This window comes from Pedobacter sp. UYP1, from assembly GCF_040547305.1.
Lineage (GTDB): Bacteria > Bacteroidota > Bacteroidia > Sphingobacteriales > Sphingobacteriaceae > Pedobacter.
Genome location: NZ_JBEPPL010000009.1, coordinates 135,083 through 159,987 on the forward strand (window position 1 = coordinate 135,083; position 24,905 = coordinate 159,987).

The following is a 24,905-nucleotide window of genomic DNA, read 5'->3' on the forward strand; positions in this document are numbered from 1 at the left end:
TTGATATATTATTTGAAATTTATTAATAAAAAAAACGCAAATCATATGATTTGCGTTTTTTTTATGACCTTATCTGAGATGACCTGCACCAATAAATCAAAGTTTATTTAACCTGCTTTTTTCTTCTTCTGCACTACCGCCATTTTTATCGGTTGATTTTAGTTTGATATTCCCGAATTTGTATGATATGCTCAAGCGAACAACTCTGCTATCATAATTCCTGTCAAACGTATAACTATTATTAGGTAGGTTACTAAAACTTGTTCTTTTACCAATCGTTTTGAAGACATCATTTACCGCCAGTTTAACACTCATCTTATTAGAGAGAAATGCCCGTCTTAGTCCAAGGTCAATTCCATAATAGGATTTTATATTAAATACACCATAAACATTTGGAGAAACATATTTTCCACTCAGCTCTGCTGAGGTCTTGTTATCAATTGTAAAGGTGTGGTTCGAACTAGCCTGCCACGCCAGCTTTTCAAGTTGAAGTTGTGCTCCCTCAATTACATCTGAATTGTATTGATTATAAAAAAGTGTGACATTATTATAACTGCGCCACCAGTTGGTAAACGTGACAGGAGCATTAATATTCAATGAATAAGAGTTAATCGAATTTAGATTTGCATCTGTTTGGGCGATCGTCTTTGTTTTAGTATCTGGTACAAATATAACAGCGATTCCATCTTTAGTCCTGCTATAACTTAAGTCTACTGTATACTTGTTCTTAAATCTATATCCAATCTTATAAGAATTGGTGTACTGGGGCTTTAGGAAGGGATTTCCGTAACGAAGTGTATATTGATCTACGTAATAGACAAAAGGATTTAAAGATGCGTAATCCGGCCTGCCAACTCTTCTTCCATAACTAGCAGTAATCGCATTTGAATTATCTATTTTTTTCTGAAGGAATAATGTTGGAAATAGATCTGTATATGATTTTTCTACAATACTTCCACCTGTTACCAGGTTCCCCCTTGATGAAGTTCTTTCTACTCGAAGTCCGGCCTGGATTGAATAGGATCCTATTTGGGTATTGTAGTTTGCATATGCAGCTCCGATTTTTTCATCGTAAATAAACTGATTGCTTCGTCTTTCATCATTCAGGTAACTGCCATCATTTTGAAGTATATCATATTTAAGCACGTTATCAATTGTTATTGCACTGTATTTGAATCCGGCATCAAGTCTTGAAGATTTGCTGAAAGGGTGTCTGAAGTCTGCTTTACCAACATAAATATCTATTTTTTGCGGAGCCAGATTTCTAAAATTATAGTCTGGTCTGTATTCATTTTGGTTTTCATCTAAAAATTGATTGTTAAAATAAAAGGCTTCCTTCCTTGTTGAAGTGGAATAATCACCACTAAATGTTAACTCTGTGCCAATTGTGTCTAATCGCAATTTGTAATTTACATCATAATTGAAATAATTAGCCGGAAATGAGCCAGTATTCAATGCTACAATACTGGAATCCACAATTCCTCGTTGTGGGCCAACCATAGTCGTACCAGCCAATCTGGAGTCTCCATACCAAAGGTATCCATCAACAACAAATCCCAGTACGCTTCTTGGAGATATATTTATATCTCCGCCCACCTTAAAACTATGGTTCTTGTAACGGAATTTCTCTAGAGATGAGGACTGGAAAAAAGTTGAGGTTCCTGAAGATATTACAGATCTGTTGACGTCTATTGAACTAAAATCTTCGCGGTCTGAATAATTATAATTCGCGAAAATATTGAGAATTTTGCTTCTGTGGTTTATAGTTATCCCCCCGTTGGTTTTTCTGTATATTCCCTGGCCATAGCTAAGATTTACATCCGCATTGGTTCCAAAACTATCATTTTTTTTAATTTTAATATTGATAATCCCAGCATTTCCGGCAGCGTCATATTGTGCGGAAGGATTTGTCATGAGCTCAATAGATTGAATCGTATTTGATTGCAAAGAGTTTAACAGATCTTTTAGCTGCTCTGTTGAGAGATAAGTTTGCTTGTCGTTAATTAAGACCATCACGTTGCTTTTACCGATCAAACTAATCACTCCGTTGTCTATAGTTACACCAGGTGCTTTTTGTAAAATGTCCATAGCTGTATTACCTGTAGCCAATATACTATTCTCAACATTCATTACGACCTTGTCCATTTTGCTTTCAATCAATGGTTTTTGAGCGGTGACCGTTACAGTTTGCAGTTGTTTATTTTCCGTTTGCAATTGAATAATGCCTAATGCTTTTTTTTCTTCTGGAGCAAGCGTGAATATTTCAGACTTGTAGGTTTTGTATCCCAATACACTCCCGGAAATATAGTAATTCCCTGGGATCACATTTCCAATAATAAATGCTCCGGAACCATCGGTTACAGCTCCTTTGACAAGTTTTGAATCAGTTGCATTGAATAGCATCAAACTTGCAAAGGGTAAAGCTTCATTAGTAATGGTTGTTATTTTACCACTTATTTCTGTTGATGGCTGTGATTGTGCAGCTACTTTTATAGCACAAAATGACAAGTAACAAAATAATATGGCCGAAATAAGAGAATATCCGAGTATTTTCATGGTAGATTTTTGATGTTGTATTTAATTGGAAATTTCTTTTTAAGAATCTTTGCGGCTTTTTGAAAGATGCTCGTTTAGAAGATAATTTAATATGAGGCCAATAGACAAGAATATTACGATTACACCATAAGGCAGTACTGATTCTTCCATACTGTAAGGCAGGAATTCCTGGGCAATTAAACCCATTCCGCCAAACAATGTCAGAAAGATCCATTTTAGCAAGTTTTGTTGTCTTTCTTTATGTCCCTGGGTGTCTTCTAATATAGCCTTAATAAGACTTTGATCAACCAATCTGGCATCGACTATCTTTCTTTTGATCCGATATTTTAATAATTGAATGATTGCCATTGAAGTTATCCAGGTGGTCATTATAATCATTACGAAGGGTGCAATTTTATATAACATAGTGTAAGGGTTTTTCTAAGTAGACAATTGCTGTTAAGTTTAGGTTGCAGGAAAAAGCAAAAAAATAGAGTCTATTTAGATTTTATTCAATAATAGTTTCTTAACGGATGGCAACTTAACTTTTCTCCGTAGAATATTTCTTCGGCTTTAAACCAATATGCGCTTCGGATAATCTTGTGAAATGACTAAGGTTTGAAAAGCCTGAATGATAACCTGCTGCTGAAACTGATAAGGTTTCTTTTTTAATTTCACTTGACTAGATAGTATTGATAGCAAATCGCAGAGAGGATGGTAAGTTGAAATCGATAACGTGGGATATTAGTTAAATGTTGATATTCATCTAGTTACGCTATACGACTGAAATATATTGGAAAAATGGAAGGAAATTACCAATATAATAAATGATGAAGCTTTGCTGATCAGACCTGATGATTTTGTTGCAGCAAAATTAACAGCAGGTAATTTATTGATTGTGATCCAATCCATTTTAAGTAAATAAGATTTATGGGGATAATGGTTTTGGTAACTATATTCGCAGTCTTCTTGATCCGGATCTTTGTATTCCTTTTGAGAAGATATATCCAGTTAAATATTTAAGTAAAAGCACAACTTATGAATACTGAAAATTTATTCTCGTACGGAACCTTGCAGAACGAAAATGTACAAGTAAAAAACTATGGTAGATTGCTGGAAGGAAAATGGGATAAGTTATATGGATATGCATTGTCAATGATTGAAATTACTGACGCAGAGGTAGTATCCTTAAGCGGGGCTTCACACCATCCTATGGTGAAATATACAGGTCGTATTACCGATGTGGTAGATGGGATGGTTTTTGAAATTTCAGCAGATGAGCTCAAACGGACAGATGAATACGAAGTTGACGATTATAAGAGAGTACAGGTTAGCTTAGAATCTGGGAAAAAGGCCTGGGTATATATAAATGCATAGATACTTCAGCTACACTGCCGGAATTTATAAAGTTACGATTAACCAAATCGCGAACCATTAAGGCTCAGAAAATCTAGTAATAACAACAATATATAATATGAAGAAGCTAATTTTAATAGCGTGTTTATGGGGCTGTTTAACTATTGCCAAAGCCCAGCAATTGAAGTCTCCAGATGGAAAACTGACCATGACTTTTGTATTGGAAGATGGTGGTAAACCGAGTTACAGCCTGGTCTGCAAAAATAAAGATGTAATTAAGCCAAGTAAGCTCGGACTGGAGCTTAAAGATGATAAAAAATCTTTACTATCAGATTTTACTATAGCAGATACTAAAACTTCTTCTTTTGATGAAAGTTGGAAACCAGTATGGGGTGAGGTAAAAACTATCCGTAACCACTACAATGAACTGGCTGTTACTCTGAATCAGAAAGAAACAAACAGGATAATGATTATCCGTTTTAGAATGTTTGACGAAGGTTTGGGATTCCGTTATGAATTCCCGGCGCAGAAAAATCTGACTTACTTTGTAATCAAAGAAGAGAAAACCCAGTTTGCAATGGCGGGTGACCATACTGCATTCTGGATCGCTGGAGATTATGATACACAGGAATATGATTATACGACTTCAAAACTTTCTGAAATAAGACAACTGGCTGCAAAAAACAGAACAGAAAATCTTTCTCAGACTTCTTTTTCTCCAACTGGTGTACAGACTTCTTTAATGATGAAAACCAGCAATGGACTATATATCAATTTGCATGAAGCTGCATTGATTAATTATGCTTGTATGCACCTGAATCTGGATGATAAAAACATGATTTTTGAATCATGGCTTACACCAGACGTTAAAGGAGATAAGGGATATATGCAGGCACCATCTAATTCGCCTTGGCGTACGGTTATGGTAAGTGATGATGCCCGTGATATTCTGGCTTCAAAAATGACTTATAACCTGAATGATCCGGGTAAGATAGAGGATACATCATGGATTAAACCAATCAAATATGTTGGTGTATGGTGGGAAATGATTACCGGAAAGTCTAGCTGGGCTTATACAGATGAATATCCTTCCGTACAGCTTGGCATTACTGATTATTCAAAAGCTAAACCAAATGGCAAACATGGGGCAAACACGGCTAATGTAAAACGATACATTGATTTTGCTGCTAAAAATGGTTTTGGTGGTGTACTGGTTGAAGGCTGGAATGAAGGTTGGGAAGACTGGTATGGTCATTCAAAGGATTATGTATTTGACTTTGTTACCCCTTATCCAGATTTTAATGTATCTGAAATCAGAGACTACGCGAAGTCTAAAGGTGTAAAAATGATTATGCACCATGAAACATCAGGTTCAGTACGTAATTATGAACGTCACATTGATACAGCTTATAAATATATGAAAGCCAATGGTTATGACGCAGTTAAAAGTGGTTATGTAGGTAATATCCTGCCAAGAGGTGAAAATCATTATAGCCAGTGGATTGTAAACCATTATCAGTATGCAGTGGAAAAAGCTGCTCAATATAAGATCATGGTTAATGCACACGAGGCGGTCCGCCCAACAGGTATTGCACGTACTTATCCTAACCTGATTGGCAATGAATCTGCAAGAGGTACAGAATATCAGGCTTTTGGTGGATCTAAACCAAATCATGTTACCGTACTTCCATTTACACGTTTAATCGGTGGACCAATGGATTATACACCTGGAATTTTTGAGATGGACATCAGCAAGCTCAACCCAGCTAATCATTCTCATGTAAATAGTACGATTGCGAATCAACTTGCACTTTATTTAACCATGTACAGTCCGTTGCAGATGGCAGCAGATTTACCGGAGAATTATGAAAGATTCCCTGATGCTTTCCAGTTTATTAAAGATGTAGCAGTGGATTGGGATGATAGTAAATATCTGGAAGCAGAACCCGGCCAGTATGTAACTGTTGCGCGTATGGCAAAGGGAACCGGACAATGGTTTGCAGGAAGTGTAAATGGGGATAATTCACGTGTATCCAATATCTCTTTCAGATTTTTAACACCTGGTAAAACTTATGAGGCTACTATTTATGCCGATGCAAAAGATGCGCACTATAAAACTAATCCTCAGGCTTATACTGTCCGTAAGGTCTTGGTAACCAATAAATCAAAACTGGCTCAGCTTTGTGCTCCGGGTGGTGGTTATGCGATCAGCTTTAAAATAGCTGACCAGGCAACTGCTAAAGGATTGAAAAAACTGTAGTTATCAGATAGTCGTTTAACGCATCGCTTTACTTGTAATTGTACAACTAATTTTAAATATCATTTAGTATACTTTGCAAGTAAAGCGATGATTTCTGATTTATCAGCTAAATACCGGTCACACAAAAATACGCCGCCCCGTCTTGTTACAGGATTGAAAAAAAGGAAAGAACTCACTCCGGGATCATCGCCATCATGACCAATAGTACCGTTAGTATAGAGGTTCCAGAATATACCCTTATTTCGATTAACCAAACTAATGCCTTTAGGCGGATTGTCTTTTGAAAATTGTGGTGTAAACATCGTTTGGTAAGACTCTTTCCTTAAAAGACTTTGGTTACCATGATAACCATTAATCAGGGCTATCAGATATTTGCTCAGATCTGTTGTGCTGGTTCGCAGGCCACCGTCCGGATAAGTGATGCATTCATAAAATGGAAATGATTGCTCAAGATCATAATAATGTCTGGCGTATTGATTTAACTTTTGAGCATTTAGAAACCAACTTGAATTCTCCATTTTAAGTGGCTTTAAAATATATTTTTCTGTAAAATCAGCATAAGTCATTCCTGATTTTATCTCGATCAGATAGGCTGCAAGGGCAGATCCGATATTGCTGTAATGAGATGAACTGCCAGGTTCGCTGTCAGCAAAGTTGCTTTTGTTATAATATTTTCCATTGCTCGAAAGGTAGTCCTGTAAGAACGCTTTGAGTGAAGTGCCGTTAACCTTTTTACGATAGCCCATATCTTGTAATACTTTGTATGCCGGGGTATCATATGCCGCAAATCCTTCATTAAATTGGTAGGTGTCAGGAAAAATTGCAGGATTATCCAGGATACTGGAGGAGTGGTTACTTAATTCTCTTATCGTAATACCAATCATTGGATAACCAGGATTCTCTACTTTGAAAGGCAGTATCCCATTGATTTTGGTTTCTAAGTTGAAATAGCCTAACTCCATTGCTTTCATTAAGGCAATCGCAAGAAAAGTTTTACTTACAGAACCAATAACCTGTATAGTTTGCGCTGAGTATTTGGTTTTTTTTGCGACATCAGCATAGCCAAAATTCTGTTCGTATATGATTTTCTTTGAATTAACCAATACAACAGACATACCAGTTAAACTTTCTTTTTTGACTATTTGAGCTAGTGATGTGGTAAGCGAATCAAATCTGGACTGTCCATAAGCAATCTGCGTACAAACGCAAAGTAACGTACTTCCAATAATCAGCTGTTTCCATTTTTTCATTCTGATTAATCTAGTTAGCTCATTAAATTAGCTGAGAGCAAGTTACTCTAATTACGAAGATTCTTGCAAAGAAAACTTTATTCATTATGGATTGTAGTATTTCTATTGATTTATAAATTATAGCAAACATTCAGACTTATCAGATGGAACTCTTAATTAAAGAACTTAAAAAAGTATTGATCGGTGGTGGTGCTCATGTTGGAGTAAAAGATGCCACAGCAGCTATCCCTTTTGATTTGCTTGGCGAAAAGCCACATGGTTTACCTTATAGTATCTGGCAGCTTGTTGAACACATCAGAATTGCTCAGTGGGATATGCTGGAATTTAGTAAAGATGGAAATCATAAATCGCCCGCTTGGCCCGATGAATACTGGCCAAAAGAAAATGCCCCAGCAGATAAAAATAGTTGGGATAAAACTTTGAAACAGATTGACGATGATTTAGAGGCATTTATTGAACTGGTGGAACAACGTGATTTATATGAGCCCATTCCACACGGAAGTGGGCAAAGCATTTTGCGCGAAGCGCTTCAAATTGCCGATCATACGGCCTATCATACTGCTGAAATTGTAGTTATCAGGCGTTTACTGGGGATCTGGAAATAAACTCTTTGGGATTTAAATCAACCAGCTATCCAGATCATAAGGAAGATGAACGCAGCTGAAGTCGTTGCTGAGAAGAGCACGTATGATATCCTCTACATGGAAAAAATTACCTTCGACCCTAAGTATCTTATCTTCATCACCCAGATCGAATGAAATTGTAAATCCTGGATATTTACTTAACAGCTCATCCATGAGTTGTTTTGCAGCAACAGGGTATTTAACATTTGTTTTAAAGATCTCTATCATGACTAATTATTATGATTTCCTTCATGTTTCTTTCCTAAAATAGAAAAGGGATTAAACGATAAACCAATGTTAAAGTAGAAAGTGGGATCTGGCGTAATTTTATATACGGGATCTGCAAATGATTCTTGCTTTTTAAATAATCTGCCGGAAGGTATATATCTCGCCCCACTTTTTGCAGTGAGCATAAAATATTTACCAATCGCATGTTCGTAGGTCAGACCTGAATTGATGTCGAGTTGCCGGTATTCATACTTTTGATTAGTACCGTCCAGGTTGTAAAGGTAAAATGAAGTCCTATCTAATTCTGAGCCTACTGAAATTCTCCCATTACTTTTAAATACCATTTTTCTTAAATACAGACTTCTGGGGAGCACCAGGTCTGCAATCAGGCCATTATTGAATTTGTGCTCATAGGAAAAAGTGGGAAGAAACGGAGTCTGCGCACTTGGATCAATACTAACCAAAATTCCGGCAGTCATTTTTGTATGTTGGTTGGCTTTCAATACCATTGTACCTGTAAATATCCCTCTTACTCTTTCCAAAGATTTATTGCTGCCATCTGCTATTAAACTGGAATTGTAAATCATTCGTTTTCCGAATAAAGAGGAGAAATAGGTGAGGTTAAGGGATGAAAAAAGATACTGAAAATCAGTAGCGATTTCTTTCTCCTTATCAGGTTGTACAATTTGAGCATCTGTTGAAATATATCTATAACCGAGAGTTGTACTTAAAAGCCAGTTTTTGCTTCGGAGAAGATTGATATTCGCACTTATTTTAGCCTGTTGAAAACTTTTTATTCTGTTTCCGGGTAATATATTTCCATTGCTTTCTGACTTAAAATTATAAGGGGCAGTGTAGGTAAATTCGATGTTTATTGGACGGGTAACCGCAAATTTGTCCGCTGTAAAAGACGTGAATTTTTTAAGAAATTTAAAGCTGTCTGGTTTACTTTTCGGGATGCTATCTGTAATTTGGGAGAAGCAATTGATTGCTAAAAGCAGCATACTCAATGTTGTAACCGTACTTTTTATCCTATTCATGTGACAAAGAAATGCATAATACGAATGCACATTTCTGTTATTATACCAGATCCTCTGAATAATATACCAGATGAGCTACATCCAATACCAAACAATAAATCTGGATTTGGTATATTACAGAGGCCATTTGGTATAATTTTGCCATATAGGGTAGATGTTTAGTCTATCTTCGCTGCCATTAGGAAATCAAGATGAAACAAGAACTGGAACTGAAGAATACAAATCTCCAGCAACTGATTGTCGATGACAAATACAGACTTTTACGCCACTTCATACTTTTATTGGCTGTGCTGATTGTGATTTTTTATTCCAGCTGGCTGTCAGAATATACCGGGGCATATAAGTATTACAGATTGTCATGTGTTTACGGAGGATTGATTACCATGTGTTATGTAAATATGCTTGTATTAGTCCCCGTATTCTTTTTTACAGGCAGATATATATTGTATATTATATTTCTTCTGCTACTAGCGTTCCTTGGTTTAACCGCTATGAGCTACTTATTGCACGCTTACCAGCTATCGGCACCTTTGCCGGGTGGCCAATATTACAAGAAAGATGACCGTGGGTTGTATGAAGGCTTTATTATACTCATACCGATTATACTGGTAACCACCATGATCAAGTTATTTCAACGTTGGACCAGGGACAATAAACGACTTGCCGAGTTAAACAACATTACCTTGATGATGGAACTTAACGAATTGAAAAATCAGATCAGCCCGCATTTTCTTTTCAACATGCTCAATGGTATAAAAGCATTGATACGCAGTAATCCTGGAAAAGCAACGCATGTGATTATGGAGCTGTCTGAATTCCTGCGCTACCAGATTTATGAGAATAATGAAGAACAAACGCTGCTAAAATCAGAAGTCGCTTTTTTATCTAATTTCCTGAACCTGGAAATGCTCAGAAGGGACAAACTTTCCATTGAGATTAGTCTGCCAGATACCCCAGAAATATTAAATGGGATTATGGTGCCGCCTAATTTGTTCACCACCTTTGTAGAGAACGCAGTTAAGCACAGTGTAGATGTAAGTGGGGGGGAGCCTTATATCAAAATTGAATTTATTGTCGTTGCAGATCAACTTCATTTCTCGTGTACCAATTCCAAAGATCCACTATTTACTCCCAGAGATCAAAAAAACAGTGGATTAGGACTTGTAAATATTAAGCGCAGACTTGAATTACTCTATCAGGAAAATTATTCTTTAACCGTAGATTCCATAGAATATCAATTTTCAATTCTATTAAAATTGCCTTTATGAACTGTATCATTGTAGATGATGAGCCTCTTGCCAGAGCGGAAATGGAGGCATTGATCAACGAAGTGTCTGCTGTAGAAATACTGGGGAGTTTTTCAAATGCCTGGACAGCTCTTGACTTTCTGAAATCAAATCAGGTCGACCTGATTTTCCTGGATATCGAAATGCCAATGGTCAATGGGCTTGATTTTGCGTTACAATTATCCGGGTCTACACTGATCATCTTCACCACAGCTTACCCTCAGTATGCATTAAAAAGCTATGAACTTGACGCTATCGATTATTTGCTTAAGCCTATAGACAAGAACAGACTGGACAAAGCCATCAGAAAAGCAGAAGCCTACCAAAACCTTCTATTGGATAGTCCTGAAAAAAACACCATTGAAGGAAATACGAAAGACTTTTTGCTGGTTAAATCAGACCGTAGATTTCACCGGATAAAATTTGATGACATTAGATTTATTGAAGGACTGAAGGATTATGTCGTGATCCATTTAGCCGGTCAAAAGTTGATTACCGCAATGAATTTAAAAACGTTTCACCAAAAAATTCCGAAAGACATCTTCTTGCGTGTCAGTAAATCCTACGTGGTGAATAAAAACTATATTGAATCTTTCGACCACCACACCATTTATATTGGAGGCAGTGAGGTACCCTTAGGTGAGGTTTATAAAAGAGAATTTTTTGCTATATATTCAGGAGGATCAATCTCGCCCGAGCATTGAAACAACCTGGTTTATACCAATGCTGTTCAGTGCTTCTATATGGACTATCTCAACAATTCCAATATTTTCAGAAACAATACTTGGTAATTTGCTGGACGTGATGCAGTCCACTTTAAGTAAATAGCGCTAAAGATCAATGCTAACCAGATAATACTTGTCTTGTGATGCTCAAATCGTAAATTTACCCCAGCTACTAATTACGGACCTTAATCAAAAATTATTATGGAAATTATTGCCGCCCGACTGGAAGATATTGATCAGATTTTGCACATTATTGAGCAGGCGAAACATATCATGCGGGCAAATGGTAATCAAACACAATGGATCAATGGATATCCATCAAAGGAAATCATAGCAACTGATATTCATGATCAGCATGCTTTTGTGTGTCTGGTCAATATGGAAATAGCAGGCTATTTTTGTTTGATCATAGGAAATGATCCTGAGCCGAATTATAAGGTCATTAAGGAGGGAGCATGGCTCAACAATGCTCCTTACGGAGTAATACATCGATTGGCTTCATCAGGGACAGCCAAAGGGATTGCAAGAAAAGCATTTGAGTTTGCATTTAGCCGCGTTAATAATGTTAGAGTTGATACGAATCATGACAATATTCCAATGCAGAATTTTTTGAAGAACAGCGGCTTCACCTATTGTGGGATTATTTATGTAAGTGACGGAACTCCAAGAGATGCTTTTCAGAAAATAATAGCTAACCATCAGACTTAAACCAATGAAAAGGAGTAGAATGAAAAGAGTGTTAATGATTGCATTCACTTGTATATTTTCTTATATAACCGGATTCATTGTATTTCCCTATTCCTATTGGAAAGACTATTTTGGTATGCCAGTTTCCAGGATCATCATGGATATGGTGGTAAACTTGTTGTTTTATACCGCCATTGTAGAATTGAGTCTCTTCATAGAAAAGAGATTGAATAAAAGAATTTCATGGATGGTGCGTCCCTTAAAACGTTTATTGATCCAGGCATTATATCAAATCCTGGGGGTATTGTTTATCATCATTTGCATGGCATCTATTTATCTGATATTTGCGGATTTTGTCGGTAAGCCATCCCCTTATATTGGTCTGAGAGAAGTATTTTATACCCTTATTTTAGTGATGTTCTGGGGAATGATGATCAGTGCGGTGAACACGGGAGATTTTCTATTGAAGAATTGGAAAACTGAAGCTTTAAAGGTAGCTGAATTTGAGATAAAGGAAGCTCAAAACAAGCAATTGGCAGCTGAAATAGAGTTGCAGGCACTTAAATTACAACTTGACCCACATTTTGTTTTCAATAACTTAAGTGTGCTTTCAGAATTGATATTGAAGGACCAGCAATTAGGTTATGAATACACGGAGAATTTTGCGAAAGTTTACCGGTATTTGTTAATCAATTCCAAAAAGAAACTGATTACGCTGCGTGAAGAACTCAAATTTCTTGACGCCTATCTTTTTCTGATCAAGAATCGGATGGGAGGCGGAAGTATCTTTCATATTGACATTCAGGAATCAAAGCTTGATATGCTGATCCCGCCTGTTACATTGCAATTATTCATTGAAAATGCCGTAAAATATAACCGTACAGAAGAAGAAAATCCTTTGGTTGTCAGTATCTATTCAAATGGAGAAGATGAATTGGTCGTATCCAATGCATTATTACCTTTGATAAAAATGCCAGATTCCACAGGATTGGGCTTGAAAAATATCATCAGCCGGTATGCTTTATTAAGCGACAGAAAGCCTGTTATAGAGAAAGACGATAAAGCTTTTACCATAAAAGTACCCCTTATCAAATGAATGTAATAAAGAAAATATTGATTTTGGAAGATGAAAAGCCCAATTCAGATAGAATACAGCGGCTAATGCTCAAAATCAGACCTGATATTGAGATTCTTGATGTTTTGCCGAGTGTTAAAAAGACTGTGGATTGGTTCTCGAAAAATCAAAGTCCGGACCTGATGCTAATGGACATACAATTGGCAGATGGAGTAAGTTTTGATGTCTTTAGCCTGGCAGATGTGAAATGTCCGGTGATTTTTACAACGGCTTATGATGAATATGCAGTTAAGGCATTTAAATATAATAGTATAGATTACTTGCTCAAGCCAGTTGAAAAGGATGAACTGGAAGCTGCTATTATAAAATTTGAAACTTCAATACACCGATCGTACCAGCAATCTCCTTTGATTGAAGAATTGCTCAGCCAGATGCGGCCTAAAGAATATAGAACACGATTCTTTCTTCCCTACCGGGATAGTTATAGAAAGATCAATATGGAGGATATTGCTTTTTTTTATTCCCACATGAATATCTGCCAGGCAAATTTGTTTAGTGGTGAACAAATTGTAGTACCACAAACTCTGGAAACCCTGGAGCAGGAACTCGAACCCAAAAATTTCTTCAGGGTAAACCGGCAGTACATCGTGCATGTGAATTCCATAGAAAAAGTGCATAATTTTTTCAATGGCAAGTTGAAGCTTAAAATAAAAAATCAGCAGGAGGAGGATATTATTGTTAGTAGAACAAAAGCACCTTTATTTAAAACGTGGTTAGACTACTAGTCTCAAAATCATTTCAATATATGCTACCGGCAATTCACTAAACGTTTTCGTTGTTTCACTCAGAAAGCCAGCTTGAGATCTTTTGTTCGTTATAATTTTGTGCCATCAAGTCATAATAAATAACATATAAAAATGAAAAACACAAACGCAAGGACATTGTTGATTCTTTTTATTCTGGTGGTATCCACACTACATGTTTCGGCCCAGAAAACAGTAGTACTGGATGCTTTTTCCAAACACAATATTGATGCTGGTATCCTCAATCCAGCCAATCTTCAGGAACCAGATGATTACGCCTTCGACCTCAAGCAAACTACAATAGCTGCAGGCAAAACAAATATTACCATAGCCAAATTTGACCCATCTCGTCCAAAAGAAGAACAATGGACTGTAGTTTCTGTGGATGGGAAATCTCCTTCGAAGGGAGATGTCAATTCCTTTCGAAAAAATAAAGTTAAACAACAGTCATCAGAACAGAGCGATGACGCGAGCTACAAGATTGAAAAAGAATCAGCAGACTATCTGGTCATTAGTTATAAGCCTGATGCTACAACTGTTCCAAAGGATGCTGCTTTTATGAAAGACTGCAGATTGTACATGACTATTAACTTAAAAACCTGTAAACTGGAACAAGTACAAGCCCAGAATGAAAAGCCAGTGAAAATTAAAATCCTTAATGTTGAAAAGTTTGACCTGGTAATGAAATATAATCAGAATGATGCGAAACGTTATTTTCCGGTAAACGAAGATCTTAATATACAAGCTAAGTTTATCGGACAGCCTGTAACTGTAAAGACGCTTACAGAACGCTCAAATTTTGTTAAGAAGTAATGCGTGTATTTGACTCCGTATTATAATCTTTTTATTACTTAAAAAGGCCGCTTGTCTAGTCTCAAAAGATAAGCGGCCTTTTTTTAAGACTTGATCTCTGGATCAGATATAAACCAGCGAGTGGCAGCCTCTTGAAGATCCCTATAATCTTCCGGGCTTTTGTCAGTGGCCCAAGCTATAATCCCATCGGGCCGTATCAGGACAGCGCTCAGTGATAACTGCTCTTTTACATTGCCTGAAATATATTTGATTTGGTTGGGATATTCATTTGCTAAAGCTTTAAGTGAAGCATTCTCATCAAAATCCAGCAGTATCCCCAGTCCATCGCGCATTAACTCGCCAATTGTTGCATGGTCTTTGAATTCGAAGTTAGGAACACTATAACCAGTTAACGGATGGTCACTACTTAGCTTATAATGTGTATGGATACCCCATACTCGCCCTGCAAAGTAAGTAGCACCATCTCTTCTATCTATAAGGTCTCGTATAATAGCATTCAGCGCACGAGCTGCTGGGTCTGGTTTCATGATGGCAACCTGTGCGCGGGACCAATCCAGCACCTGTGCTCCAATTGAATGTCTTTCGGTTTGATAACTATCCAGCAAGCCTTCAGGAGCTTTATCATGGATGGTTGCAGCAAGCTTCCAGCCCAGGTTCATTGCATCTCCTAAACCAAGATTGAGCCCCTGTCCACCCAATGGTGAGTGAATGTGTGCGGCATCGCCTGCTAAAAGTACCCTTCCATTGCGGTAAGTTGTAGCCTGCCGCGACCGGTCAGTCCAGGTGGTTGCAACATGCAACGTATTGATCGTAACATCAGTATTCGAAATACGGCGTAGCACTTCTTGTACGTGTTCCAATGTAATTGGCTTTCCTGAATTATGAAAAGCACCGGCATCAAAATCCTGGATTAATACATAACCCGGCTGGGATTGCATGTACATCCCTTTTGATGTTACATTTCGGCCTGGACTAAGCTTCTCCGGGTCGGTAATATCAAGCTGAGTCGTGTAGCCGGTAAATTCTGGCTCTGTACCAGCAAATTCAAAACCGCCCGCTTTACGAACAGCACTACGGCTTCCATCGCAACCTACCAGCCATTTGCTTTGAAAAGATTGGTCGCCTGACTGAACAGCTACCCCATCCACAGTTTGATGAAAGCCAGTAATGGCAAGCCCACGCCTGATCTCTACACCCAGCGATGTTGCGCGGCGATTGAGAACCTTTTCAAGTTCGTCCATTTCGGAAATTAAACTGGTGTCGGTGGAGCTTGACAGGCGATATTTCCACTGTGAAGTATCAATATTGCCTTCAAGAAATGGAATTCCGGCAAAGTGTCCTACCTGACGATTTGGCCCCTGGACAGGGGCTGAGGTTTTATGCGGGTTTTTAATGCGTTTATGTAATTCCAGTTCTTTTAGTAAATCACGGCGGTAAAGTGCTTCAATAGTAGGTGCCGAGAGTCCCCGGATACCAAAGGGAAGCTGTTTTAAAGGAGAGTCTGGAAATGTTGCCTTTTCTAGTATCAGGACTGAACATTTGGCCAGTGCGAGCTCACAAGCAAGAAACAGACCTACCGGACCTGCGCCTGAAATGATCACATCGTGGATAGAATTATTTTGAGCTGATTGATTGTTTTCACTTATAGTTTTCATATCGAATTATTGAAATACAAAATTCTATAATGCTCCTGTATCAGGCTTGTAAAAATGCGACAAAATCGCTGCTTATAAATTGTTTCCCTTGTTTTGCTTTGCGTGCGAATGCTGCTGGTGTAGAACCACTATAACGCTTGAATTCCCTGCTTAGGTGAGATTGGTCCGTATAACCCAGTTCATGCGCTAAACCTGCAATATTGGAATCCGGATAATGCCATAGTTGGTTTCGTACCTGCTCAAAACGCATCAGACCAGATACGTCTTTAACCGTATAGCCAGAAGATTGCTTGAAATTCCTTTCGAGCGTGCGCACTGTTGCATGAGCCGCAGCCGCTACCTGGCTTACCGGCATAGTGCCATTTGCTTCCCTCATTGCAATTCCCGCTTTAAATAACATACTATCAGCAGGTATCCGTGACTTTGCATCCAGGAAATACTGTTTGACCACAGCCAGCACTTTATCTATTCTTTCAGCAAGGATCCACTTATTCAATAGCGGCTGAAGCTGGGCGATAGGGTGCTCAATTATACGTAAGCCATCTTGACCAGATGGCAATCCGAGTAAATCAAACACCGTCCATGGGAAACACCTGATACCAATGATTTCTAAACGGTTTTTAGTGTGAAAAGAGACAGGCTGATTAAGCAGGCCCATTATAAAAGGTGATGGCAATGGCTGCAGGCCCTCATCGTAAGAAATGCTTGAAATACTTCCAAAATAAAAAATAATTTCAGCATAGCCATCAGGCAATACCTCAAAACTCGATTCCAGCTCTCCATAGTCTTTTTTATTGTACCAAAAGCACTTTATCGTATCCTTTAGCTCTTCCGGAGGTTCAAATTCTTGATGCTGCATTTTTAAAGATAAGGAAACCTATTTGATTTGGGAGATTAGAAGTTCAATGCAAATGAGTATGATTATGTTCCAATAACTTCCTTACGATGTGTAAGTCTCCAAGTCCAAATTACGTAAAAGGTAAAGAGGTTGGAAAAACTAAACAGCTTGTAAACTAAGCTATAGTTTACAAGCTGTTTAGTTTATTTTTTATTGACTCCGGTGAGGTTTTTGATGAATTCAACTTCATCCTTGTGATATGGAGTGCCATCTTTGTGAAAAATTTCATGGAACCAAAGAGGTGGCTCAGCACCATCCGTCATTGGTTTATCCCAGGTATATTTTGTATTGGTCTTTCCATCAACTAAGCCCCAGTTATAGGCCGCAATGTTTTCTTTTTTCAAAAGTGGCATAATTGTACTGAACAGGCTGTTTCTTGACCTGGCCATATACTCTGTACAAACCAAAGGGCGTTTGGTAACACTTCTTAACGTATCAATAGCATGTTGATGTTCTTTTGCACCATCATAATTGTGGTAAGTGATCACGTCAGAGTTTTTAAGTTGATAATCAGTCAGTTCTTTTAACTTAAAATCCCAGACTCCTGCAGATAATGGCTGAATGGGGTTAATGGTACGGGCCCATTCAAATGCTTTCTTCAATAGGGGCAAGCTTTTATTGCCATTTTTAGAATTCCCAGGTTCATTATAAAGATCCCAAAGTACAATACGCTTGTCGTCTTTAAATGTAGTTAAGATATCCTTAACATAAGATTCCAATACTTTTACAAGTTCAGGATCCTCTTGATAAAGCGGCCCTGGATCTCTTACCCAACCCGAATTATGTATTCCTGGTTTCGGAGCAGGTTGTAATCCTGTGGTATAAGTTGGATTCCAGCAGTCGTCAAAAAACACAAACAGGGTAGAGATATGATGCTTTTCTGCAATGTCAAGGTAAGCATGCATCCTCTTTTTAAATCCTTCTTTGTCCTGTTGCCAGGCTGCATGGTGCAAATATACGCGCATAGAGTTCATCCCAATTGCTTCTGCCCAGCCGAGTTCCCTGTTGATAGTTTCCGGGTCAAAGGTTTCTTTTTGCCACATCTCTAATTGATTGATAGCTGTGCTGGGTGTAAAATTACTTCCTCTTAACCAGCCCCATTTTTTCTGCCATTGTTGAGCTTGTGCTACAGACCAGATCTTTCTTGGTGATGAATTGTTCTTTTCGTTCTTTTGTTGTGCAATGGACTGAAATGTAAAGGTTAGTAAAAACAGTGCCAGGCAAATTTTTAAATTTTTCATATGAGTTTCGCAATTTGTTCATTAGCGGTATAGGCCATATAGTAACTTTATTTATATTTAAATACCTGAGGTGCCCAAAAACCTGTTGTCCCAAAAGATTTTCCCTTCAGTAAGGCATATCCATTTGTTTTTCCAACCGGCCCAGTCCATGATTTCAGATCTGTTTCCGATTTGTTCGCTTAGGCATTGGTAACCGCAATAACGGTATTATCTTTCAAAACACATAAATTACTTTATACGCAGGATTTAGCTGCTGTGATGAGGAATGGAGTGGATTATAACTGGAATTTTTAGCTGAACTATTGCCAACCACTATGCTAAAATTATTGATCAGATATTGACGGCTGGCCCTGAAAAAAATATCAGGATCTAATTGTTCAAGAGCGGGAAAATTGTGTTTGAGATGATTAAATCTTAATTTTTGAACAAAACCTGGGGATAAAACAAAATCGTATTCATATTATTGCATTCCTATAAATAAAATAATATGGCTTCAGGTATTTTTGCGATTTTGGATGATATAGCGGCTTTAATGGACGATGTTGCAGTTACAGCTAAAATAGCGGCCAGAAAAACTGCTGGTATTTTAGGTGATGATTTAGCCGTGAACGCGGAAAAAGCCACTGGTTTTCTGGCTTCCCGTGAATTACCTGTCCTTTGGGCAATCACTAAAGGATCATTAGTTAACAAGCTTATAATTGTTCCTATCGCGCTATTGCTAAATGCATTTTTTCCGATTGCTATTAAAGTCATCCTGGTTTTAGGTGGATTTTATCTGGCTTATGAGGGAGTTGAGAAGATAAATGAATACTTTTTTCATCGCTCAAAATCTGGCCATGAAGTACCAGCCACAACTAAACAAGAAGATAGTGATCCTGAAAAAGCAAAGATCAGATCTGCGGTAACAACCGATTTTATTCTATCTGTAGAGATTGTAATTATTGCACTGGGTACTGTTTTACAAGAAAATATAACAGTACAGATTCTAACGGTTTCAATTGTCGCATTATTGGCAACAATAGGAGTATATGGTATAGTTGCACTTATTGTAAGAATGGATGATGTTGGCTATAAACTAATCAGGAGTTCCAATGAAAAAGGTTTCGTTGCAAGTTTGGGGCTTTTGCTGGTTAAGTCTCTCCCTATGATAATCAGGATTCTGGCTGTAGTTGGAACAATTGCTTTAATCTTGGTTTCTGGTGGTATTTTCGTTCATAATATTGAATATATACACCATTTACTTCCCTCAATAGCACCGATAATTAAGGAGTTTGTTATTGGTTTAATAGCAGGAATAGTTGCGGTTGCAATTATTACAGGCAGTAAAAAAGTAGTTTCACTGTTTAAACATTAATTTAACTGCTATTATTAATGCTCCCGCGGAAACTGGACATTCATTGCTTTGCCTGATGGTACAACCAGAGTCAATGTAAAAGAAAATAGGGCTGGTCGAAGCACTTTCTGGTAAATTTCAAACTGTGCTGGATACTTCATTGGATAAATGCCTTATGGCTTTAAAAACAGTGGGCTGAAAAATGAGTAACGATAAATACAAGTCTCGTTTTCTTACAATTTTTAGCGCCTGAACTATTTTAGTTTTGATTAACAAATCAGAAATAATTAAAATTTGAAGTCCATGGAATTACATACTATTTTAGGTGCCACTGGTACCATCGCTACAGAGCTGATACCAGTTTTAAAATCACACCAACTGAACATCAGACTGGTGTCCAGAACACCAAAACAAATAGAAGGAACAACATCAGTAGTGGCCGATATGCTGCACTACGATCAGGTACTAAAAGCCATAACGGGATCAGCAGTCGTTTATCTGATTATTGGTATTGCGTATAATGCCGGGATATGGAAAAAAGAATGGCCAGTGATTATGCGAAATGTTATTGATGCGTGTATAGCGACGGGAGCTAAGCTGATCTTTTTTGATAACGTATATATGTACGGCAGAGTAAATGGGATCATGACTGAAAACACACCTTATTTTCCGTCAAGTAAAAAGGGGCGGGTACGTATTGAAATTGCCCGTATGTTATTACAGGAAATGGCTGCAGGAACAATTAAGGCTGCCATAGCCAGAGCCGTAGACTTTTACGGCCCTGGGGTTACGGACAAAAGTGCTGCCGGTACATTGGTCTTTAACAATATGAAAAAAGGGAAAACCGCTCAATGGCCTATAAATGCAGACGTACCACGCTCCTATAACTATACTCCCGATGCTGCCGAGGCTCTTTATATTCTCGCAACCCACGAAGAATCGTTTGGGCAGGTTTGGCATCTGCCCTCGGTAAGCCCACTTACCGGAAGACAATTTATTAAGCTGGCAGCGAAATATATGAACAGTTCTGACCAGGTAACTGTACTACCCAAATGGTTGTTAAAGGTAATCGGCTTTTTCAATCCCTTTATGAAAGAAGCATACGAAATGAATTACCAGGATGAATTTCCATTTCAGTTCAGTTCGGCCAAATTTGAGAAAGCTTTCAATTATACCCCAACATCTTATGAAGAGGCAGTTAAAGCTACTGCAGAATGGTTTCTGGAAAATTAAGTTTCCGATTGCAACTGAAAATCCCTCTTTATCAATCGTAAAGAGGGATTTTAGATAAGCAGGTGGTTAATGCTCCATAAGTTAAAATCTAATTTTATCGTATAAGCACGGTTACATTAGCTACCATTTGCGGCCACAATGAATGAAAATTCATCATTTATCTGCAGTGCTGAGTATTTGAATTTTCATAAAAATTAAGAGTTGTTATTTGATCAATAAACTATAAATTTAGTTATACAATTAAACAGGCTAATTTTTGAAAATGAAATTTAAGTATTTAGGATCAGTTGCAATTTTAATTTTTATAAATATTCACGCTTATGCTCAGGGTAAATTAGTTGATTACCAGAACGCAGAAACTCTGAACGGGTTCATGCAGAAAAAGACTTACTACACTCCTGAAAATATTCAGTGGCTAGCTGACTTGCAAAAATTCTTTTATTCCAGAAGAACACCACAAGGACTCGAATTCCTGTTTGTTGATACAAAAGAACAGCATAAAAGTCCGGCTTTTGATCGGGAAAAGTTTGCTGTAGCACTTTCCGGGGTATCAAAAGATAAAATTAGTGCAACCGACCCGCCAATCACAAGGCTTATTATGAGTAGTAACGGAAAAGAACTTCGTTTCACTTATAAAAGAGCTTCCTGGATTTGTGAACTTAGTACCTATACTTGTAAACTAAATATTGATGCCCCACAGCATACCGATTCCGGGAGAACCAAATCTCCAGATCAAAAGTGGGTTAGCTATATCAAAAAATTTAATCTCTATATTAGTCCGGCTGCCGACCAAACAAAGGAATATCAACTGAGTACAGATGGATCAGAAGAAAACTCTTATTCACCATATATGGCCTGGTCCCCTGATTCAAAAAAGATTGCGGCCTACAAAGTAAATATAGCTAAACAGAGATTAGCTTACCTCATTGAATCTTCGCCGGCAGATCAATTGCAGCCGAAATTACGACAAAGAGCCTATCCAAAACCCGGTGATACACTTGACCAGTATACACCTTGTTTATTTCTTGTTGACGCTAAGAAGCAGATCCCTGTTAATAATTCTGCAATTACTGAACAGTTCAGCTTAACCGAACCAGTATGGCGCAATGACAGCAGGGCTTTCACCTATGAATACAATAAAAGGGGACACCAGAAATATATGGTGATGGAAGTCAATAGTACAGGAGAAACAAAGGAACTCATCCACGAGCAAAGCAATACATTTTTCAATTATAGCCGTAAAAAATACCGGTACGATCTGGCTGATGGAAAAGAAATTATTTGGGCATCTGAAAGAGACGGATGGAATCATCTCTACTTATTTGACGGAAACGGGAAATTGAAAAACCAGATTACCAAAGGTAATTGGGTGGTGAGAAGGGTAATTAAGGTCAATGAAAAAGAGCGGAATATAATCTTCGAGGGAAGTGGGATGGAGAAAGATCAGGATCCCTATTTTATTCAATACTATCAAATTAATCTGGACGGTACAGGCTTAAAGAAACTGACCTGGGAGAATGGGAATCATTCTGCTACTTTTAACGAAGACTATTCCATGTTTATTGATATTTATTCAAGAATCGATGAGCCTGCCACTACAATACTTAGAGCTGTTAAAACTGGCAAAGTGATCAATGAATTGGAGAAAGCTGATATCAGTGCACTCTTAAAAACTGGATGGGTATTTCCAGAGGTTTTTAGCGCAAAAGGACGGGATGGAGAAACAGCTATCTGGGGAATGATCATCAGACCACGAAATTTCGATCCTGCTAAAAAATATCCTGTTATAGAATATATTTATGCTGGCCCTCATGATTCTTTTGTACCAAAGAATTTTGCTGCCGACAATATACTTGGATTGCATGAACTCGCAGAACTTGGATTTATTGTAGTGCAGTGTGATGGAATGGGAACTTCTAATCGTTCCAAAAAATTTCATGACGTATGCTGGAAAAACCTAAAAGATGGAGGCTTTCCTGATCGTATTGCTTTTATCAAGGCTGCTGCAAAAAAATATGCTTATATGGATACCAGCAGAGTAGGGATCTTTGGTAGCTCTGCAGGGGGGCAAAGTTCTATGGGCGCACTGCTTTTTCATCCTGAATTTTATAAAGTTGCTGTGTCCTCCTCAGGCTGTCACGACAACCGGATGGATAAACTTTGGTGGAATGAACAATGGATGGGATATCCGGTTGGGCCGCAATATGCCGAATCCTCCAATGTAGAACATGCAGCCAATCTTCAGGGAAAGTTATTATTAATTCTGGGAGAGCTTGACGAGAATGTTGATCCATCTTCCACCATGCAGGTGGTCAATAAATTAATCAAGGCTAATAAGAACTTCGATTTCTTACTAGTTCCAGGAATGGGACACTCTTTAGGTGGTGATTATGGAGAGCACAAGCGGCGCGATTTCTTTGTCAAACACTTACTAGGTGTTGAGCCACCAGAGTGGAATTGGGTTCAAAATATTACTGTTCCCAAATCATAAATTAAAGCCTTCTACAAGTTGCAGTTCCCCATAAAGTATCTAACTTTTGGGGAACTGCAACTTGTAGAAGGCTTATATTACTTCTTTGCGACTCTGTAAAATCTGCCACTATCAGTGATGGCGTATAACGCACCATCTTTACCCACAGCAACTGCTCTAAAACGTTCTCCTTCACTTTTCAATAACCGCTCTTCACCAACAACTTTATTGTTTTTAATTACTAATCTGGCAATATGCATGCTGCTCAGACCGCTTACAAACAAATTACCTTTCCACTCAGGAATCACATTGCTATTGTAAAAAGCAATTCCTGCTGGTGAAACTACAGGATCCCAATAATAAACAGGTTGCTGAGTACCTGCTTTCTGCTGAATGCCAGCCCCCACTTTTTCACCGCTGTATTCGATGCCATAAGTAACTACAGGCCATCCGTAATTTTTTCCAGGACGAATAATGTTGATTTCATCACCTCCTCTTGGTCCGAATTCTGACTCCCATAACTCGCCGGTTACAGGATTTATTGCTAAACCTTCAGGGTTACGAAGACCGTAGGCATAAATTTCAGGTCTTGCATTGGGTGTTTTGGCAAATGGCCCGCCTGGAACAGCTTTTCCATTTTTTGTAATGTGAATGATCTTTCCAATAGACGCATTCAGCGACTGCGCCTGCATACGGATATCAGCTCCGGAACGTTCACCAGTACTTACAAATAGGTTTCCGTTTTTATCAAATACGATACGGGAGCCGAATTGAAGACTTCCTTTATAGACTGGTGTAGCACGATATATCACCTCAATATTTTCTATTTTACTCTCATCCGCTGCTAATTTTCCTTTGGCAATAGCCAGTAAACTGCCACCCTGAGCCTGCTCTGAATAAGCCCAGTAAACCATTTTATTGGTAGAAAACTGTGGATCAATGTTTACATCAAGTAAACCACCTTGTCCATCTGGCACTACAGCAGGTAAACCAGTTATTTTCTTCACTACTTTCCCAGCGGTTGTGACAATAGACATTGTCCCCATTTTTTCAGAGATTAAAAAGCGCCCATCAGGTAATAGACAGATTCCCCAGGGATGTTCTAATGTTTTATTTAATAACGAGACAGTGAAAGGTGTTTTGGTTTTTACACCAGCAATTCGCGTCTGTCCGGTAAAAGCAGGCTTGTACTTTGAATTGGCTGGCTGTGTTTCAACAGGCGGAAGCAGACTACCTGCAGGTTTGCCTTTTACGGCTTGCGCAAAACTGCTGTTACAAACAAACAGGACTGGCAGCAGAATAGCACAAACAGCAGGAATTCTTTTATAAGAAGATTGCATCATGAAAATAAATGTTAAGTGTGTAAACTACTTAAATCTACAATTTTTTTTAGC

The 24,905-nt window shown here is 38.1% G+C and carries 21 protein-coding genes; 12 read left to right on the top strand and 9 right to left on the bottom strand.

Annotated elements, in window-relative coordinates:
- Positions 1–96 precede the first annotated feature (96 nt).
- On the bottom strand, positions 97–2,556 hold the full coding sequence (locus ABIB30_RS17690) for a TonB-dependent receptor (RefSeq protein ID WP_354304284.1): 2,460 nt from the start codon (positions 2,554–2,556) through the stop codon (positions 97–99).
- 39 nt (positions 2,557–2,595) lie between these two features.
- A complete protein-coding gene (locus ABIB30_RS17695; RefSeq protein WP_354304286.1) occupies positions 2,596–2,961 on the bottom strand; it encodes a DUF6249 domain-containing protein in 366 nt (121 codons plus the stop codon).
- A gap of 612 nt (positions 2,962–3,573) precedes the next feature.
- Here ABIB30_RS17695 and ABIB30_RS17700 point away from each other — a divergent pair.
- Together ABIB30_RS17700 and ABIB30_RS17705 are read left to right on the top strand one after the other, a co-directional pair.
- Positions 3,574–3,912 carry a gamma-glutamylcyclotransferase family protein gene (locus tag ABIB30_RS17700; RefSeq protein ID WP_354304287.1) on the top strand — a complete coding sequence of 113 codons (339 nt, stop codon included), beginning with the start codon at positions 3,574–3,576 and terminating at the stop codon, positions 3,910–3,912.
- A 97-nt stretch (positions 3,913–4,009) separates the two neighbouring features.
- Positions 4,010–6,151, top strand: a complete 2,142-nt coding sequence (locus ABIB30_RS17705; protein ID WP_354304288.1) for a glycoside hydrolase family 97 protein — start codon at positions 4,010–4,012, stop codon at positions 6,149–6,151.
- A gap of 59 nt (positions 6,152–6,210) precedes the next feature.
- Here ABIB30_RS17705 and ABIB30_RS17710 read toward each other — a convergent pair whose 3' ends face one another.
- Positions 6,211–7,401, bottom strand: coding sequence for a serine hydrolase domain-containing protein (locus ABIB30_RS17710; RefSeq protein ID WP_354304290.1), 1,191 nt, complete (start codon positions 7,399–7,401; stop codon positions 6,211–6,213).
- Between the two features lie 143 nt (positions 7,402–7,544).
- On the opposite strand from ABIB30_RS17710, the gene ABIB30_RS17715 reads away from it, so the two are divergent.
- On the top strand, positions 7,545–8,006 hold the full coding sequence (locus ABIB30_RS17715) for a DinB family protein (protein WP_354304291.1): 462 nt from the start codon (positions 7,545–7,547) through the stop codon (positions 8,004–8,006).
- 12 nt (positions 8,007–8,018) lie between these two features.
- Here ABIB30_RS17715 and ABIB30_RS17720 read toward each other — a convergent pair whose 3' ends face one another.
- A complete protein-coding gene (locus tag ABIB30_RS17720; protein WP_354304293.1) occupies positions 8,019–8,252 on the bottom strand; it encodes a hypothetical protein in 234 nt (77 codons plus the stop codon).
- Positions 8,253–8,254: 2 nt separating this feature from the next.
- Positions 8,255–9,292, bottom strand: coding sequence for a hypothetical protein (locus tag ABIB30_RS17725; protein WP_354304295.1), 1,038 nt, complete (start codon positions 9,290–9,292; stop codon positions 8,255–8,257).
- 191 nt (positions 9,293–9,483) lie between these two features.
- Here ABIB30_RS17725 and ABIB30_RS17730 point away from each other — a divergent pair, with 191 nt between their 5' ends.
- The 6 genes from ABIB30_RS17730 (at position 9,484) to ABIB30_RS17755 (ending at position 14,681) form a co-directional block, all read left to right on the top strand.
- The gene (locus tag ABIB30_RS17730) at positions 9,484–10,560 is read left to right on the top strand and encodes a sensor histidine kinase (RefSeq protein ID WP_354304297.1); all 1,077 of its coding nucleotides are present in this window, start codon (positions 9,484–9,486) and stop codon (positions 10,558–10,560) included.
- Positions 10,557–11,282 carry a LytR/AlgR family response regulator transcription factor gene (locus ABIB30_RS17735; RefSeq protein WP_354304299.1) on the top strand — a complete coding sequence of 242 codons (726 nt, stop codon included), beginning with the start codon at positions 10,557–10,559 and terminating at the stop codon, positions 11,280–11,282. The genes ABIB30_RS17730 and ABIB30_RS17735 overlap by 4 nt, the downstream gene beginning before the upstream one ends.
- Before the next feature lie 222 nt (positions 11,283–11,504).
- Positions 11,505–12,011 (top strand): GNAT family N-acetyltransferase, encoded by a 507-nt coding sequence (locus ABIB30_RS17740; protein ID WP_354304300.1) that lies wholly within the window; start codon positions 11,505–11,507, stop codon positions 12,009–12,011.
- 4 nt (positions 12,012–12,015) lie between these two features.
- Positions 12,016–13,086, top strand: coding sequence for a sensor histidine kinase (locus ABIB30_RS17745; RefSeq protein ID WP_354304302.1), 1,071 nt, complete (start codon positions 12,016–12,018; stop codon positions 13,084–13,086).
- Positions 13,083–13,850 carry a LytR/AlgR family response regulator transcription factor gene (locus ABIB30_RS17750; protein WP_354304303.1) on the top strand — a complete coding sequence of 256 codons (768 nt, stop codon included), beginning with the start codon at positions 13,083–13,085 and terminating at the stop codon, positions 13,848–13,850. Before ABIB30_RS17745 ends, ABIB30_RS17750 begins: the two co-directional genes overlap by 4 nt.
- 132 nt (positions 13,851–13,982) lie before the next feature.
- The gene (locus ABIB30_RS17755; protein ID WP_354304304.1) at positions 13,983–14,681 is read left to right on the top strand and encodes a hypothetical protein; all 699 of its coding nucleotides are present in this window, start codon (positions 13,983–13,985) and stop codon (positions 14,679–14,681) included.
- An 83-nt stretch (positions 14,682–14,764) separates the two neighbouring features.
- Here ABIB30_RS17755 and ABIB30_RS17760 read toward each other — a convergent pair whose 3' ends face one another.
- The 3 genes from ABIB30_RS17760 to ABIB30_RS17770 form a co-directional block, all read right to left on the bottom strand.
- The gene (locus ABIB30_RS17760) at positions 14,765–16,282 is read right to left on the bottom strand and encodes an FAD-dependent monooxygenase (protein WP_354304306.1); all 1,518 of its coding nucleotides are present in this window, start codon (positions 16,280–16,282) and stop codon (positions 14,765–14,767) included.
- 94 nt (positions 16,283–16,376) lie between these two features.
- On the bottom strand, positions 16,377–17,195 hold the full coding sequence (locus ABIB30_RS17765) for an AraC family transcriptional regulator (RefSeq protein WP_354304308.1): 819 nt from the start codon (positions 17,193–17,195) through the stop codon (positions 16,377–16,379).
- A gap of 182 nt (positions 17,196–17,377) precedes the next feature.
- The gene (locus ABIB30_RS17770) at positions 17,378–18,475 is read right to left on the bottom strand and encodes a cellulase family glycosylhydrolase (protein WP_354304310.1); all 1,098 of its coding nucleotides are present in this window, start codon (positions 18,473–18,475) and stop codon (positions 17,378–17,380) included.
- Positions 18,476–18,962: 487 nt separating this feature from the next.
- Here ABIB30_RS17770 and ABIB30_RS17775 point away from each other — a divergent pair, with 487 nt between their 5' ends.
- The 3 genes from ABIB30_RS17775 to ABIB30_RS17785 all read left to right on the top strand — a co-directional run bounded on the left by ABIB30_RS17775 (position 18,963) and on the right by ABIB30_RS17785 (position 23,532).
- Positions 18,963–19,829: a DUF808 domain-containing protein gene (locus ABIB30_RS17775; protein ID WP_354304312.1), complete on the top strand. Its 867-nt coding sequence runs from the start codon at positions 18,963–18,965 to the stop codon at positions 19,827–19,829.
- A gap of 282 nt (positions 19,830–20,111) precedes the next feature.
- On the top strand, positions 20,112–21,041 hold the full coding sequence (locus ABIB30_RS17780) for an NAD-dependent epimerase/dehydratase family protein (protein WP_354304314.1): 930 nt from the start codon (positions 20,112–20,114) through the stop codon (positions 21,039–21,041).
- A gap of 262 nt (positions 21,042–21,303) precedes the next feature.
- On the top strand, positions 21,304–23,532 hold the full coding sequence (locus ABIB30_RS17785) for a S9 family peptidase (protein ID WP_354304316.1): 2,229 nt from the start codon (positions 21,304–21,306) through the stop codon (positions 23,530–23,532).
- A gap of 77 nt (positions 23,533–23,609) precedes the next feature.
- Here ABIB30_RS17785 and ABIB30_RS17790 read toward each other — a convergent pair whose 3' ends face one another.
- On the bottom strand, positions 23,610–24,854 hold the full coding sequence (locus ABIB30_RS17790) for a PQQ-dependent sugar dehydrogenase (RefSeq protein ID WP_354304318.1): 1,245 nt from the start codon (positions 24,852–24,854) through the stop codon (positions 23,610–23,612).
- Positions 24,855–24,905: the final 51 nt, after the last annotated feature.

Bases quoted from the DNA above. Each gene is read 5' to 3' on its own strand.
- ABIB30_RS17730 (WP_354304297.1), top strand. From the start codon at position 9,484: ATGAAACAAGAACTGGAACTGAAGAATACAAATCTCCAGCAACTGATT.
- ABIB30_RS17710 (WP_354304290.1), bottom strand. From the start codon at position 7,401: ATGAAAAAATGGAAACAGCTGATTATTGGAAGTACGTTACTTTGCGTT.
- ABIB30_RS17705 (WP_354304288.1), top strand. From the start codon at position 4,010: ATGAAGAAGCTAATTTTAATAGCGTGTTTATGGGGCTGTTTAACTATT.
- ABIB30_RS17695 (WP_354304286.1), bottom strand. From the start codon at position 2,961: ATGTTATATAAAATTGCACCCTTCGTAATGATTATAATGACCACCTGG.
- ABIB30_RS17735 (WP_354304299.1), top strand. From the start codon at position 10,557: ATGAACTGTATCATTGTAGATGATGAGCCTCTTGCCAGAGCGGAAATG.
- ABIB30_RS17700 (WP_354304287.1), top strand. From the start codon at position 3,574: ATGAATACTGAAAATTTATTCTCGTACGGAACCTTGCAGAACGAAAAT.
- ABIB30_RS17755 (WP_354304304.1), top strand. From the start codon at position 13,983: ATGAAAAACACAAACGCAAGGACATTGTTGATTCTTTTTATTCTGGTG.
- ABIB30_RS17770 (WP_354304310.1), bottom strand. From the start codon at position 18,475: ATGAAAAATTTAAAAATTTGCCTGGCACTGTTTTTACTAACCTTTACA.
- ABIB30_RS17750 (WP_354304303.1), top strand. From the start codon at position 13,083: ATGAATGTAATAAAGAAAATATTGATTTTGGAAGATGAAAAGCCCAAT.
- ABIB30_RS17745 (WP_354304302.1), top strand. From the start codon at position 12,016: ATGAAAAGGAGTAGAATGAAAAGAGTGTTAATGATTGCATTCACTTGT.
- ABIB30_RS17780 (WP_354304314.1), top strand. From the start codon at position 20,112: ATGGAATTACATACTATTTTAGGTGCCACTGGTACCATCGCTACAGAG.
- ABIB30_RS17720 (WP_354304293.1), bottom strand. From the start codon at position 8,252: ATGATAGAGATCTTTAAAACAAATGTTAAATACCCTGTTGCTGCAAAA.
- ABIB30_RS17690 (WP_354304284.1), bottom strand. From the start codon at position 2,556: ATGAAAATACTCGGATATTCTCTTATTTCGGCCATATTATTTTGTTAC.
- ABIB30_RS17740 (WP_354304300.1), top strand. From the start codon at position 11,505: ATGGAAATTATTGCCGCCCGACTGGAAGATATTGATCAGATTTTGCAC.
- ABIB30_RS17785 (WP_354304316.1), top strand. From the start codon at position 21,304: ATGAAATTTAAGTATTTAGGATCAGTTGCAATTTTAATTTTTATAAAT.
- ABIB30_RS17715 (WP_354304291.1), top strand. From the start codon at position 7,545: ATGGAACTCTTAATTAAAGAACTTAAAAAAGTATTGATCGGTGGTGGT.
- ABIB30_RS17725 (WP_354304295.1), bottom strand. From the start codon at position 9,292: ATGAATAGGATAAAAAGTACGGTTACAACATTGAGTATGCTGCTTTTA.
- ABIB30_RS17765 (WP_354304308.1), bottom strand. From the start codon at position 17,195: ATGCAGCATCAAGAATTTGAACCTCCGGAAGAGCTAAAGGATACGATA.
- ABIB30_RS17790 (WP_354304318.1), bottom strand. From the start codon at position 24,854: ATGATGCAATCTTCTTATAAAAGAATTCCTGCTGTTTGTGCTATTCTG.
- ABIB30_RS17775 (WP_354304312.1), top strand. From the start codon at position 18,963: ATGGCTTCAGGTATTTTTGCGATTTTGGATGATATAGCGGCTTTAATG.